The following is a 12,920-nucleotide window of genomic DNA, read 5'->3' as shown; positions in this document are numbered from 1 at the left end:
TGGCCCCTGCGGTCCGAAGCAGGGACCGCAGAGGCGGGTCGGGCAGTCGGTCAGGGGCGCGGAGCCATCGCCGGGGCGAGATCCTGGGTGCGCGGGAGCGGCACGGCCGGGGCGGCGGGCTTGCCCGTCCGGTCCCCCGCGTCCTTGCCGCACAGCGCCTGGAGGTAGAAGCCGTTGAACGCCGCGTCGATCGGGCTCGGCTCCAGCTTTCCGTCCTTGCCCACTTTCTGATACTTCATCAGGTTGTAGGCGGTGGCCATCTGGCGCTTGCCGTCCGGGCTGGACAGGACGGACGTCCCGGCCCCGAACACTGCCCCGTCGTGCCCCCAGAACCGGCCGCACGGGAGGTCGACGGCGGCCACGCCGAGGCCGTAGTTCATCGCGACCTTGCCGTCCTCGCCGAGCACCGGCACCGTGGTCTGCATCTCGTGGAGCTGTGCGGCGGGCAGGAGCCGGCCGCGCAGCAGTTGGCGGTAGAAGTCGTCGAGGTCGCCCGTCGTCGAGACGAGGGCCCCCGCGGTCCCGCCCCACGACATGTCGTACACGCTGTAGTCGCGCGGCGGGTCGATCAGACCGTAGAACGACTCGTACATCTTGGGGTGTGGTCCGGATATGTAGGGGGAGCGCGGGAAGTAGGTGTTGCGCAGCCCCGCCTTCTGGATGACGTTGCGGGTGATGTAGGCCTCGGCGTCCTCGCCCGTGACCTTCTGGATCAGCATCCCGGCGATGATGTAGTTGGTGTTGGAGTACGACCACTTCTCGCCGGGCTTGCCGGTGGGCTCGGCCTCGACGCCGAGGCGGGCCAGTTCTTCGGGCCGGAAGTGGCGGAAGCGGTTGTCGTCCAGGCTCTTGGTCGACCCCTGCACGAGCGAGGGGAAGGCGCCCGGAATGTAGTCGCCGATGCCGCTGGTGTGGTTGAGCAGCATCCGGACCGTGATGGCCCGGCCGCGCTCGCCGGGGACGGTGTCGGGGAGGTAGCGGCCGATCGGGGCGTCGAGGTCGATGCGGCCCTTGGCGACCTGCTGGAGGACGGCGACCGAGGTGAACGCCTTGGTGACGCTGCCCACGCGGTGCTGGAGCTGGGGCCGCATGGGGCGGCCCGCGGCGACGTCGGCGAGCCCGGTGGCGCCCTGCCACTCCTGACTCCCGTCTCTGACCTCCGTGTTCGCGCCGTACATGCCCGCCGCGTGCACCGCGTCCAGCGCCTTGCCGAGCGCCTTGCGGTCCAGGCCGGTCGAAGCGGGGGCCACCGCGCCGGGGGCGGTGGGGGCGGGCGCGGCCTGGGCCGGCACGACCGTCGCGAGGAGAGCCGCCGCGAGTGCGGCGGTGGTTCCGGCGACGCGTGCGCGACGACGCCGGTCCGGGCGGGTTAAGGACATGGTGTCTCCCCTTCGGGTGGGCGAACTGGGCATCAACTGTCGCAAGGGGCCCGGTCCGGGCAAATCATCCGGGGGAACGATCTTGATCGCGCGCACTGCACCGAACGGACGAGCCACTCTCGGCCACCGGCGCGGGGCTTAGTGTTTTCCTTCTCCGGGCGGTCCAAGCGGCCGCAGGCAGCGATGAGGAACGGTGGGCGTGCGTGATCAGGCTCCGTGAGCACCAGGTGGACGCGAAGGCGCGGATCCTCGCCGAGTTCGGGTTCCCGGCGCGCACCGACGTGCCCAGGAGCGGAGCCCGGGCTACCGTCGTGTCGGCCACGGGCAGCGGCAAGACCTACACCGCCGCGTCGGCCGCGCTGGAGATGTTCCCGCACGGCCGGATCCTGGTGCTCGTACCCACCCTCGACCTGCTGGTGCAGACCGCGCGGGCCTGGCGTGCCGTGGGCCACCGCTCCCCCATGGTCGCGGTGTGCTCCCTGGAGACGGACGAGGTCCTGGACGGGCTGGGGGTGCGCTGCACCACCCATCCCATCCAGCTGGCCCTGTGGGCCGGCCGGGGTCCCGCCGTCGTACTCGCCACGTACGCCTCCCTGGTGGAGCGGGACAACCCCGGGGAAGGGGCCCTGCCCGGCGTGGAGAAGGTGCCGGGACCGCTCGAACTGGCCCTGGCGGGCGGAGAGTTGATGTTCGGACAGCGGCTCGACCCGTTCGACCTCGCCGTGGTCGACGAGGCCCACCGCACGGCAGGCGACACCGGGCGCCCCTGGGCGGCCGTCCACGACCAGGCCCGCATCCCGGCCGGCCAGAGGCTGTATCTGACGGCCACCCCGCGCGTCCTCGCGGCGCCCCGGCCTCCGCACGGAAGGGACGGCCGGGAGCTGGAGATCGCCGGCATGACGGCGGACTCGGCCACCTATGGGCGGCAGATCGTGCAGCTCGGGCTGGCCGAGGCCGTCGAGCGCGGCATCCTGGCCGGCTTCGAGATCGACGTACTGGAGATCCGCGACCCGGCGCCGCCGCGCGCCCGGGCTTCCGAAGAGGAGCGGCGGGGGCGGCGCCTGGCCCTGCTGCAGACCGCGCTCCTGGAACACGCGGCGGCGCACGACCTGCACACCGTGATGACGTTCCACCACCGGGTCGAGGAGGCCAAGGCCTTCGCCGCCCGGCTTCCGGAGACAGCCGCCGAGCTGTACACGAGCGAGGTCGGCACGAGGGCGCGGCGCCGGGCCGCGAAGCTTCCGCCGTCGCAGGCCGAGCCGTACGAGCTCGAACCGGACCGCCATGTCCCGGCGGACCGGGTGTGGGCCGAGTGGCTGTGCGGGGACCATCTGGTGTCGGAACGGCGGGATGTGCTGCGGCAGTTCGCGGACGGCACCGATGCCCAGGGACGCCGCGTGCACCGCGCGTTCCTCGCGAGTGTGCGGGTGCTCGGCGAGGGCGTGGACATCGTCGGCGCACGCGGTGTGGAGGCCATCTGCTTCGCCGACACCCGGGGCTCCCAGGTCGAGATCGTCCAGAACATCGGCCGCGCGCTGCGCCCCAACCCGGACGGCACCACCAAGACCGCCCGGATCCTGGTGCCCGTCTTCCTCGGCCGCGACGAGGACCCGGAAGACATGATCGCCTCGGCGAGTTACGCGCCGCTCGTGGCGGTCCTGCAGGGGCTGCGCTCCCACGACGAACGGCTCGTCGAGCAGCTGGCCTCGCATGCGCTGACCCGCGCCTCCGACAGCGGCCGCCATCCGCACCTGCGCCGGGACAGCCGGGGCCGCATCGTCGACTCCCTCGACGACGCCGAGAACCCGCTTCTGCACTTTTCGACGCCGCGCGACCCGGCCACCGTCGCCGCGTTCCTGCGCACCCGCGTCTACCGCCCCGAGTCCCTGGTGTGGCTGGAGGGTCTTGGCGCGCTGCGCCGCTGGCGCGCCGAGCAGCACCGCACCGGGCTGGTGTCCGTCCCGTACGACACCGAAGTGGCCCTGGGTGTCACCCGGTTCCCGCTCGGCCGGTGGGTCGCGCAGCAGCGGCGGGCGCTGCGGACCGGCGAACTCGACGAGCACCGCAGGCTCCGGCTCGACGAGGCGGGGATGGTGTGGGAGCCGGGCGACGAGGCGTGGGAGAGCAAGCTCGCGGCGTTCCGCGCCTTCCATCGCGCCCACAACCATCTGGCCCCGCGACAGGACGCCGTCTGGCTGGACGAGCCGGTCGGGCAGCACCTGGCCAATCTGCGCAGGACGGGCGGGCTCGGCAAGGACCCGGAGCGGGCGGGGCGCCGGGCCGCGCAACTCGCCGCGATCGACCCCGACTGGAACTGCCCCTGGCCGCTGGACTGGCAGCGGCAGTACGCCGTACTGCGCGACCTCGTCGCCGCCGACGGCTCCCTCCCCGACATCCGGCCCGGGGTGACCTTCGACGGCGACGACCTCGGTCGCTGGGCCGAGCGGCAGCGCCAGTACTGGCGCGCCCTGTCCAAGCCTCAGCGGGACCGGCTGTCCGCGCTGGGTCTGAGGCCCGCGAAGCCGCCCCGCCCGGACGCGCAATCCGGCACGGCCAAGATGTCGGCCGCCTTCACGCGCGGCCTCGCGGCGCTCGGGCAGTACGTCCGGCGCGAAGCCCGCACCACCATTCCCCGGGGGCACGAGGAGACGCTGCCGGACGGCACCGTCGTGAAGCTCGGCATCTGGTACTCGAACACCAAGAGCCGGCGCGCCGGGCTCAGCCACACCCAGCGCAGCGCACTCGCCCAGCTGGGCATCGACTGGGCGTAGCCACCGGCTCAGCGCAGGCGGCGGTCCGCCTCGTCGATCGGCACGTCGTTGATGCTGGCCTCGCGGCGGCGCATCAGACCGGCGTCGTCGAACTCCCACTGCTCGTTGCCGTGGCTGCGCCACCACTGGCCCTGCGCGTCGCGACACTCGTACTCGAACCGCACCGAGATGCGGTTGCCGGTGTACGCCCACAGTTCCTTGCGGAGCCGGTAGTCCAGCTCGCGCTGCCACTTGTCGGCGAGGAACCCGCGGATCTCCTCGCGGCCGGTCAGGAACCGGTCGCGATTGCGCCACACCGAGTCCTCGGTGTAGGCGAGGGCGACCCGCTCGGGGTCCCGGGAGTTCCAGGCGTCCTCGGCGGCCCGCACCTTGGCGCGGGCGCTCTCCTCGGTGAACGGGGGCACGGGCGGGCGTACGTCGGCAGTCACAGCAGCTCCGATCGACTCGGCGAATGAGCAGCGCCAAGAGGCTTGACGACGGGCGAGAACGTTCGTTCTCACCCTTGTTTCGCACGATAGAGAACGGACGTTCTCCACGCAAGTCATAATGGGGTCATGAGGGAAACGGGTGGCGTGATGGATGACGACGAGGCGAGGGTGCGGCTGCTCGATGCGGCCGACGCGCTGTTCTACACCTACGGGGTGCAGGCGGTCGGGATGGACCGCATCCGCGCCGAGTCCCAGGTGCCGTTGAAGCGGCTGTACCGGGTCTTTCCCGCGAAGGAGGCGCTCGTCGCCGCCTATCTGGACCGGCACGACCAGCGCTGGACGGCCGGTCTGCGCCGCCATGTGGCGGCCGCACATGGGGAGCCGCGCGAGCAGGTGCTCGCGGTCTTCGACTGGCTGGCCGAGTGGTTCGGCGAGCCCTCGTTCCGGGGCTGCGCCTTCCTCAACGCGCTCGGAGAGCTCGGCGACACACCGGCCGCCGTGAATGATGTGGCCCGCCGCCACAAGGCCGAGCTCCAGCGGATCCTGAACGAGCTGGCGGCCGCCGCGGGGGTCCCGGACGCGCTGGGCACCCAGCTGATGATCCTCGTCGAGGGCGCCACGGCCGTCGCGGCCCTCGCCCCCGGGCCCGACCCGGCCCGCCGGGCCCGCGCCATGGCCGAGACGCTCCTGGAACACGCCGTGCGATGAGAGCCGCCGTGTCACCTTCGGCGGGTGTTCCGCATGCGTCGGCGTGGTACCGGTGACAGTGTCGAATGGCCGGGGCGTACCCGGCGTCCGCGGCCGGGCGGCCGGGCGCGGCCCGACACGGATGAGGAGCCACCAGTGCGCCATCGCATCGTTGCCGAACGACTCCCCGACGGCACCCTCAAGGAATGGCACATGGTCCGCGGCGACGAGGAACAGGTCATGTGCGGACGCGACTTGCCCGAGGGCGCCGAAGAACTGCCCGACGACGCCTGGGGTACGGACCGCGCCCACCCCTTCTGTCACACCTGCGGGGCGCTGTACCTGCGCGAGGTGCCGTAGCCGGACCACGGCGGGCGGGCCGTACTCCGCCCGCCACCCCTACATTCCATGTCACCAACCACCAATGAATTACGGTGAGTTGGACCACACAACGTTTCCGGGGCGGCACCCCTCTCGCCGCCCCCTCCCCTTCTCGGCTCCGTATCGTGGAGTCCCGCTGCCGAGAAGGGACATCGCATGACCGCACCCACGCGAGCACCCGAGATCCGCACGACCTCCGGAACCGTCCGCGGACGCATCGCGGACGGCATGGCCGTCTTCCGCGGCATCCCGTTCGCCCAGCCGCCCGTCGGCCCGCTGCACCTGGCCCCGCCGGTGCCCGCCCTGCCGTGGGACGGCGTACGCGAGGCGCTCTCGTTCGGCCCCACTCCCCCGCAGTCCCTCGCCCTCGGGTTCGGCTCCGGGCCCGAGAGCCCGGACGGCTCGGACGACTGGCTGACGGTGAACGTCTGGTCGCCGGACCCGAGCGGGTCGGCCCGGCTGCCGGTCATGGTGTGGATATACGGCGGGGCCTACCTGGTCGGCACCTCCGACGGGCTCACTTACGACGGGACGGCGCTGGCCCGCCGGGGCACGGTCGTCGTGACGTTCAACCACCGGGTGGGCGCCGAGGGGTACGGCCACTTCGAGGGCGCGGTGCCCAACCGGGCACTGCTCGACCAGGTCGCCGCCCTGGAGTGGGTGCGGGACAACATCGCGGGGTTCGGCGGCGACCCGGACCGGGTGACGGTCTTCGGCGAGTCGGCGGGGGCGGGCGCGATCGCCGCGCTGCTCGCGATGCCGAGGGCGGCCGGGCTCTTCCACCGGGCCGTGGCGCAGAGCGTCCCGGGTTCGGTGTTCAGCCCGGCGCTCGCCGCGGACATCGGCGCCGGTGTGGCCGCCGAGCTGGGTCTGCCCGCCACCCTGGACGCGCTGGCTCCGGTGTCGCCCAAGGCGCTGCGGGACGCGGCGGACGCGGTGCTCGGCAAGATCTCGCAGTACGGGGCGCGTTGGGGACTGGTCGCCCACGCCCACCTCCCGTTCTCGCCGGTGGTCGACGGCGAGGTGTTGCCGTGTTCGCCCTGGGAGGCGCTGCGCGCCGGACACAGCCGCGACATCGAGCTGATCGCGGGTCACAACCGGGACGAGGCACGGCTGTTCACGGTGATGTCGGGCCGCCACGGCAAGATCACCCAGGAGGAGGCCGACACCACCCTGGCGAGGTTCGCGCCCGGCCGCGAGGGCGTGGCGGCCTACCGGGCCGGCCACCCCGATGCCGACCCGACCACCATGCAGGAACTGGTCATGTCGGACTGGCTGTTCCGGATGCCGAGCCTCCATCTGGCCGAGGCGCACACGGTGGGCGGCGGCACCACGTACGCCTATGAACTGGCGTGGGGAGCACCGGCGTTGGGCGGTGTGCTCGGCGCCTGTCACGGGCTCGATGTGCCGCTGGTGTTCGGCACGCTGCGCGGCGGGATCGCCACGATGGTGCTCGGCGAGGAGCCGCCGGCCGAGGCCGTGGCCGTCTCGGACGCGATGGGCAGCGCATGGACCGCGTTCGCGGCGCACGGCGACCCGGGCTGGGCCCGTTACCGCACCGACGACCGGCTGACCCGGGTCTTCACAGCCGAGCCGCACACCGTGCCGTACCCACAGGAGATCTCCCGCCGAATGTGGGCCCAACACACCTTCGCAGCACTGGAGTTGACCCCGGACGCGGATCCGGCGCCCTCCGCCTGAGAGCCGCTGCCGCCGCGGGGCGCGCCACCTGTTCGGGTCCGACTGGGTGCGGGCGATTGCGGGGAGTATGCCCGGTGAGCGCCGGGTACTCGCGTCCGGCAGGTGCTTCGGCTCGCGGCGGCAGGAGGCAGTTCATGAGCAGCGCGGTGCGGGGCCCGGGTCCGCGGACCATCACGAGCTGTTCCTGGTCACCCTCGCGGTGTATCTCGCCGCCACCGCGATGACCGCACTGTCCTTCTCGGCGTGGTGGTTCTTCCTGTTCCGCTTCCTGACCGGGTTCGGCATCGGCGGCGAGTACGCGGCCATCAACTCCGCCATCGACGAGCTGATCCCGAGCAGGTACCGGGGCCGGGTGGACCTCGTCATCAACGGGAGCTACTGGCTCGGCGCGATGGGCGGGGCGCTGCTGTCCGTCGTCGCGCTGAACACCGGCATCCTGCCGAAGAACGTCGGCTGGCGGCTCACCTTCGCCCTGGGTGTGGTGCTCGGTCTCGTCATCCTGCTGGTGCGGCGCCACGTACCGGAGAGCCCGCGGTGGATGTTCATCCATGGCCGCGAGGAGGGTGCGGAGCAGTTGCTCGACGACGTGGAGCACGAGGTGGAGGAGCAGACCGGCGAGCGGCTTCCGCCGCCGGGGCGGTCGATCACCATCGAGCAGCGCGAGAGCGTGGGCTTCGTCGAGATCGCGCGCACCCTGTTCAAGGCCTACCCCAAGCGGGCCGTGCTCGGCTTCGCCCTGTTCATCGGGCAGGCCTTCCTCTACAACGCGATCACGTTCGGGTTCAGCTCGATCCTGGTGAAGTTCTTCGACGTCTCCAGCGGGACCACCGGCTACTTCTTCGCCGCGATCGCCTTCGGCAACTTCCTGGGCCCGCTGCTGCTCGGCAAGCTCTTCGACACGGTCGGCCGCCGCAGGATGATCGCCGGTACGTATGTACTGTCGGGCGTGCTGCTCTTCGTCACCGCGTGGTTCTTCGCCCAGGGGTGGCTCAACGCCACAACGATGACGGTGTGTTGGTGTGTGGTGCTGTTCTTCGCGTCAGCGGGTGCCAGTTCCGCGTACCTCACGGTGAGCGAGATCTTCCCGATGGAGACCCGGGCGATGGCGATCGCGTTCTTCTACGCGCTCGGTACGGCCGCGGGCGGCATCTCGGGGCCACTGGTGTTCTCGGCGCTGACGTCCAGCGGGGTGGTCGGCGACGCGGTCATCGCCTTCGGCATCGGCGCGGCGCTGATGACGGCGGCCGGGGTGGTGGCCGCGTTCCTCGCGATCGACGCGGAGGGCAAGTCCCTGGAGGACATCGCCGCCCCGCTGTCCGCGCGGCTCACGGCGGCGGCCGACAGCCCTACGTCGCCGGGGGCACCGGCGACGTAGGGCTCCGCGGCAAGGGGAGTTCTTCTTCCGCGGGCCGACGGGGGCTGGTCGCGCAGTTCCCCGCGCCCCTTGCAGCGCTGCCCTGAAACAGTGCGCCCATGACAAACATCCCCTCCTGATTGCCATAAGAACACGCCAGAGTTACAGTCTCTAACTAACGGCACTGCACATAACAACGCCGGGAGCTGACGCCGTCCCGGCCATGAGGGGAATCGACATGTCGCACACGGAGAGCAACCTCCACGTAGTTCTCGGCTCGGGCCCGGCCGGCACGGCGGTGGCCACCGAGCTCGCGCACCGCGGCCACCCGGTCCGCCTCGTCGACCGGTCCGGAACCGGCCCCGACATAGCGGGAGTCGACCGGCTGAAGGGCGACGTCGCGTCGGCCGAGGGGGCCGCCGCGGCCATACGCGGAGCCGGGGTCGTCTACCACTGCGTCAACGTCGCCTACCAGCTCCAGGTCGAGGTCATGCCCCGCATCCAGGAGGCCGTCCTGGGCGCCGTGGAGGCGGAGGGCGCGCGCCTGGTGGTGCTCGACACGCTCTACCCGTACGGCGAGACGCACGGCGAGGTCATGACCGAGGACACCCCCTGGCGCGCCACCGCCCTCAAGGGCCGGATGCGCGCCGAGCTCGACGAGAAGTACCTGGCCGCACACCGCGAGGCGCGCGCTTCGGTGGTGCTCGGCCGGTCCGCCGACTTCGTCGGCCCCGGTGTGCTCAACTCGACGCTCGGCGCCGCCGTCTTCCCCGGGGCCCTGACCGGCGGTGAAGTGCTGACGCTCGGCGACATCGACCTGCCGCACAGCTACACCGACATCCGCGCGGTGGCCGCCGGGCTCGCCACGCTCGGCGAGAGCCCGCACGGCGACGGCCGGGTCTGGCACCTCCCGACGGCCTCGGCCCTGACCACCCGCGAGGTGCTCGGGATGATCGAGGACCGGGTCGGCCGCCCGCTGAAGGTCGTCACGCTCGACGAGCCGCGCCCCTTCGGCCCGTTCGACCAGGTCTTCATGGACGCGTACGCCGAGATGTTCTACCAGCACACCGAGCCGCAGATCGTGAGCTCGGACGCCTTCGAGGCCGCGTTCCGCACCGCGCCGATCCCGATGGGCGACACCCTCGACGCCGCCCTCGCGTGGTACCGCGGCCTGCTGGCCGAGCGCGCCTGACCGCGGCGCGCGGGCCACTACTCGATGACGATCTCGAACGGGATGTTGCCGCGGGTCGCCTTCGAGTACGGGCAGGCCGCGTGGGTCAGCTCGACGAGCTTGGCGCCGCTCTCGCCCTCCAGGTGCTCGGGGAGCTCGACGCGCATGACGACGCCGATGCCGAAGCCGCCGTCGGCGGGGTCCTTGCCGATGCCGACCTCGGCGGTCACCGAGACGTCCTTGACGTCGAGCTTCAGCTGGCGGGCGACGGAGCCCATCGCGCTGGCGAAGCAGGCCGCGTAACCGGCGGCGAAGAGCTGCTCCGGGTTGGTGCCCTGGCCGTTGCCCCCGAGGGCCGGCGGGAAGGCGAGCGGCAGGTCGAGCTGGCCGTCGGAGCTGACGGTGCGGCCTTCGCGGCCGTTGGCGGTCGCCACTGCGGTGTAGAGCGCGTCCATGGGGATCGGTTCCTCTCGTGTCCGTCCGTACGGAGTCGATGCGGCTCCGTACGGGGAAGCCTCGGCTGCCCAGGACCAACTGAAGCACACAATTAAGTTGTGCACAACTAAATAGCGCGCATGTTAGCCTGGCCCTATGGTGACCACACCCTCCGCCCGCCCGCACGACGAGGACTATCTGCGGCTCGACCTCCAGCTCTGCTTCTCGCTGCACGCGGCCTCACGCGCCTTCAACGGCGTCTACCGCACGCTCCTGAAGGACCTGGGGATCACCTATCCGCAGTACCTGGTGATGCTGACGCTCTGGGAGCACGGGGAGCTGCCGGTCAAGATGATCGGCGAGAAGCTGAGGCTCGACTCGGGGACGCTGTCGCCGCTGCTCAAGCGCCTCGAATCGGCGGGCTTCGTGGAGCGCCACCGCAGCCGGGCGGACGAGCGTTCCGTCACCATCCGCCTCACGGAACAGGGCACGGCGCTGCGGGAACGCGCGCTGGCCGTGCCGCACCACATCGCGCGAGCCGTCAACCTCCCTCCGGAGGACTTCCACACGCTGCGCACGCTCCTCGCCACCCTCACCGAGGGCCTCGACGCCGCACAGGGCCCGATGGCAACGGGCACGGACGAGGCGGCCTGCGCCGAGGGCTGAGTACCGAGGGCTCGTGCGCCATGTGCCCACCCCCATGGTGTGCGCGAATAGTCGTGTGCGGGCCACACACCGGTCGGCATAGCCTGCGCCGATGAGCTGTCGAAACAGACAACACACCAGCAAGCGCGGGAGGCAGCACGTGTCACGTCCGGTCACCATCGTCACAGGCGGCAGTCGGGGAATCGGGGCGGCGACCTGCGTCCGCCTCGCGACGGACGGGCACGACCTGGCGCTCGGGTACGTCAGCAACGCCTCGGCCGCGCAGGAGGTCGCCCAGGCGGTGCGTGCGGCGGGGGCCCGCTGCGTCACCGTGCGGGTCGACACCTCTCAAGAGGCGGACGTGGAGCGGCTGTTCGACATCGCGGCGGCCGAACTCGGTCCGGTGACCGGCCTGGTCAACAACGCCGGAGTGAGCGGCCCGCTCGGCCGCCTGGCCGACACCCGCACCGAGGTCCTGCGCCAGGTGATCGACGTGAACGTCCTCGGTTATCTGCTCTGCTGCCGACGGGCCGCCCGCGACATGGCGGCGAACGGCGGGGGCGCCATCGTCAACATCTCGTCCGCGGCGGCCACGCTGGGCAGCCCGGGCGACTACGTCCACTACGCCGCGTCCAAGGCGGCCACCGACGCGCTGACCATCGGCCTGTCCAAGGAACTCGGCCAGGACCGCATCCGGGTCAATGCCGTCGCGCCGGGCCTCATCGACACCGACATGCACGCCACGATGGGCGACCCCGACCGGCCGGCCAGGATGGCGTCGGCCATCCCGCTCGGCCGCCCCGGCGAGCCCTCCGAAATCGCCGCCGCCGTCGCGTGGCTGCTGTCCCCCGACGCCTCGTACACCTCCGGCACGGTCCTCAGGGTCGCCGGCGGGCGGTGATCCCGGCTCGACACCGGGGGACGGCGGCCAGCATGCTGGGAGTTCAGGGAGGTGGGCGGATGGCGGGACCGTTCGAGGCGGCCGCCGGGGACGGGCCCGTACCGTCCCCGGACGCGGGCCGGGATGCGGCGGTGCGCGCCGCGTTCGAGGGGCTGCTGCACATCCGCCGGGTCATGAACGCCTCGGGCCCCGCGCAGTGGGAGCGGCTCCAGCCGGTGCGGGCGGTCGCGCTCGCCCTGGAGGCGGCGGGCATCGAACCGTCCGCCGTCGACGAGGAGGGCAAGCGGTACGCCACCGGCTACCGCGTCAGCGCCGCCGAAGGAGCCGCCGCCGTCCGTGTCGAGTGGCTCGGCCCGCCCGGCAGCGGTGCCGAGTACGCGGCGAACGAGTCGCTCCGGCGCTGCGCCGGAGCGCTGCGGCCGCTGGGGTGGGTGGCGCTGGAGTACCGCGGGCCGCGCCGCCACCACTACCTCGAAGTCGAACCGGCCGGGTGAGGCGGGGCCGGTTCGCGAGGCGCACCGGCTGCCGCTAGAGTGCCATGCTTGTTCGATTGTCCAGGGACGACGGGGGAAGCGTGAGCGCACAACTGCGGGACACAGCAAGCGAGTTGGCGGAACTGCTGTGGCGGGAGCACACCTTGTACCGCGAGCGGTCGGGCAGTGTGGTCATCCGCGGGGCACACGTGGAGCGCTGGATCAGCCTCTCCCCCACCGGCGGCCAGGACCAGGTGCTGATCCGCGCGGGCCGGATCCTCGACGGGGGCACCACCGCCCCGGCGCGCTCGGAGGCGGTGGCCAGCCTCACGGTCGGCACGAGTGAACTCGCCGCCGTCTGCCGGAGGCTGCTCGCCGAGACCGCGGCGGGGCCCGCGCACCGGAACGGGCAGCCAAGACCGGGCAGACCGAAGAAGGCCGAGGCTGCCAAGCGGTCCCGCAAGCCGGCGCGCAGGAGTCGGCACACCGGCTTCGCGTCCTGGCTGATCATCCTCGCGGTCATCGGCGTCGTCGCCCTCTGCGTACGCAACGTGGCGTCGGGTTTCTGAGGACCGGGCGGTCAGCCGGGCATCC

13 protein-coding genes are annotated in these 12,920 nt (G+C 72.0%); 10 read left to right on the top strand and 3 right to left on the bottom strand.

Translation table 11 applies throughout. The features are described from left to right. Nucleotides 1-50: 50 nt before the first annotated feature. Nucleotides 51-1,379 carry a serine hydrolase domain-containing protein gene (locus ACSHXC_RS34500; protein ID WP_438295277.1) on the bottom strand — a complete coding sequence of 443 codons (1,329 nt, stop codon included), beginning with the start codon at nucleotides 1,377-1,379 and terminating at the stop codon, nucleotides 51-53. A 203-nt stretch (nucleotides 1,380-1,582) separates the two neighbouring features. Here ACSHXC_RS34500 and ACSHXC_RS34495 point away from each other — a divergent pair, with 203 nt between their 5' ends. After that, on the top strand, nucleotides 1,583-4,150 hold the full coding sequence (locus ACSHXC_RS34495) for a Helicase associated domain protein (protein ID WP_438295276.1): 2,568 nt from the start codon (nucleotides 1,583-1,585) through the stop codon (nucleotides 4,148-4,150). A gap of 8 nt (nucleotides 4,151-4,158) precedes the next feature. On the opposite strand, the gene ACSHXC_RS34490 is transcribed toward ACSHXC_RS34495, so the two are convergent. Then, a complete protein-coding gene (locus ACSHXC_RS34490; RefSeq protein WP_438295275.1) occupies nucleotides 4,159-4,578 on the bottom strand; it encodes a DUF1348 family protein in 420 nt (139 codons plus the stop codon). A 126-nt stretch (nucleotides 4,579-4,704) separates the two neighbouring features. On the opposite strand from ACSHXC_RS34490, the gene ACSHXC_RS34485 reads away from it, so the two are divergent. The 5 genes from ACSHXC_RS34485 to ACSHXC_RS34465 all read left to right on the top strand — a co-directional run bounded on the left by ACSHXC_RS34485 (nucleotide 4,705) and on the right by ACSHXC_RS34465 (nucleotide 9,893). Then, nucleotides 4,705-5,286 carry a TetR/AcrR family transcriptional regulator gene (locus tag ACSHXC_RS34485; protein WP_438295274.1) on the top strand — a complete coding sequence of 194 codons (582 nt, stop codon included), beginning with the start codon at nucleotides 4,705-4,707 and terminating at the stop codon, nucleotides 5,284-5,286. Nucleotides 5,287-5,421: 135 nt separating this feature from the next. Then, nucleotides 5,422-5,625, top strand: coding sequence for a hypothetical protein (locus ACSHXC_RS34480; protein WP_438295273.1), 204 nt, complete (start codon nucleotides 5,422-5,424; stop codon nucleotides 5,623-5,625). A gap of 177 nt (nucleotides 5,626-5,802) precedes the next feature. Continuing rightward, on the top strand, nucleotides 5,803-7,347 hold the full coding sequence (locus tag ACSHXC_RS34475; RefSeq protein WP_438295272.1) for a carboxylesterase/lipase family protein: 1,545 nt from the start codon (nucleotides 5,803-5,805) through the stop codon (nucleotides 7,345-7,347). Between the two features lie 67 nt (nucleotides 7,348-7,414). After that, on the top strand, nucleotides 7,415-8,722 hold the full coding sequence (locus ACSHXC_RS34470; protein ID WP_438295271.1) for an MFS transporter: 1,308 nt from the start codon (nucleotides 7,415-7,417) through the stop codon (nucleotides 8,720-8,722). Nucleotides 8,723-8,939: 217 nt separating this feature from the next. Further along, on the top strand, nucleotides 8,940-9,893 hold the full coding sequence (locus ACSHXC_RS34465; RefSeq protein ID WP_438295270.1) for an NAD-dependent epimerase/dehydratase family protein: 954 nt from the start codon (nucleotides 8,940-8,942) through the stop codon (nucleotides 9,891-9,893). Nucleotides 9,894-9,910: 17 nt separating this feature from the next. Here ACSHXC_RS34465 and ACSHXC_RS34460 read toward each other — a convergent pair whose 3' ends face one another. Continuing rightward, nucleotides 9,911-10,327 (bottom strand): organic hydroperoxide resistance protein, encoded by a 417-nt coding sequence (locus ACSHXC_RS34460; RefSeq protein ID WP_189960312.1) that lies wholly within the window; start codon nucleotides 10,325-10,327, stop codon nucleotides 9,911-9,913. A gap of 136 nt (nucleotides 10,328-10,463) precedes the next feature. Between ACSHXC_RS34460 and ACSHXC_RS34455 the strand changes: the two genes are divergently transcribed. The 4 genes from ACSHXC_RS34455 to ACSHXC_RS34440 all read left to right on the top strand — a co-directional run bounded on the left by ACSHXC_RS34455 (nucleotide 10,464) and on the right by ACSHXC_RS34440 (nucleotide 12,895). After that, complete coding sequence (locus ACSHXC_RS34455) at nucleotides 10,464-10,973, top strand: MarR family winged helix-turn-helix transcriptional regulator (RefSeq protein WP_438295269.1); 510 nt, start codon at nucleotides 10,464-10,466, stop codon at nucleotides 10,971-10,973. 139 nt (nucleotides 10,974-11,112) lie between these two features. After that, nucleotides 11,113-11,853, top strand: coding sequence for an SDR family NAD(P)-dependent oxidoreductase (locus tag ACSHXC_RS34450; protein ID WP_438295268.1), 741 nt, complete (start codon nucleotides 11,113-11,115; stop codon nucleotides 11,851-11,853). Nucleotides 11,854-11,912: 59 nt separating this feature from the next. Continuing rightward, a complete protein-coding gene (locus tag ACSHXC_RS34445; protein ID WP_438295267.1) occupies nucleotides 11,913-12,347 on the top strand; it encodes a hypothetical protein in 435 nt (144 codons plus the stop codon). Nucleotides 12,348-12,427: 80 nt separating this feature from the next. Next, the gene (locus tag ACSHXC_RS34440; protein ID WP_438295266.1) at nucleotides 12,428-12,895 is read left to right on the top strand and encodes a hypothetical protein; all 468 of its coding nucleotides are present in this window, start codon (nucleotides 12,428-12,430) and stop codon (nucleotides 12,893-12,895) included. Nucleotides 12,896-12,920: the final 25 nt, after the last annotated feature.

Source organism: Streptomyces sp. HUAS TT7, assembly GCF_051550175.1.
In the GTDB taxonomy this organism is placed as follows: domain Bacteria; phylum Actinomycetota; class Actinomycetes; order Streptomycetales; family Streptomycetaceae; genus Streptomyces.
This window is presented reverse-complemented; position numbering and strand designations above follow the sequence as displayed.

What these genes read in the sequence shown, in the direction of transcription:
- ACSHXC_RS34500 (WP_438295277.1), bottom strand. Translation starts at nt 1,379, where the DNA reads ATGTCCTTAACCCGCCCGGACCGGCGTCGTCGCGCACGCGTCGCCGGA.
- ACSHXC_RS34485 (WP_438295274.1), top strand. Translation starts at nt 4,705, where the DNA reads ATGAGGGAAACGGGTGGCGTGATGGATGACGACGAGGCGAGGGTGCGG.
- ACSHXC_RS34475 (WP_438295272.1), top strand. Translation starts at nt 5,803, where the DNA reads ATGACCGCACCCACGCGAGCACCCGAGATCCGCACGACCTCCGGAACC.
- ACSHXC_RS34470 (WP_438295271.1), top strand. Translation starts at nt 7,415, where the DNA reads ATGCCCGGTGAGCGCCGGGTACTCGCGTCCGGCAGGTGCTTCGGCTCG.
- ACSHXC_RS34465 (WP_438295270.1), top strand. Translation starts at nt 8,940, where the DNA reads ATGTCGCACACGGAGAGCAACCTCCACGTAGTTCTCGGCTCGGGCCCG.
- ACSHXC_RS34460 (WP_189960312.1), bottom strand. Translation starts at nt 10,327, where the DNA reads ATGGACGCGCTCTACACCGCAGTGGCGACCGCCAACGGCCGCGAAGGC.
- ACSHXC_RS34455 (WP_438295269.1), top strand. Translation starts at nt 10,464, where the DNA reads ATGGTGACCACACCCTCCGCCCGCCCGCACGACGAGGACTATCTGCGG.
- ACSHXC_RS34445 (WP_438295267.1), top strand. Translation starts at nt 11,913, where the DNA reads ATGGCGGGACCGTTCGAGGCGGCCGCCGGGGACGGGCCCGTACCGTCC.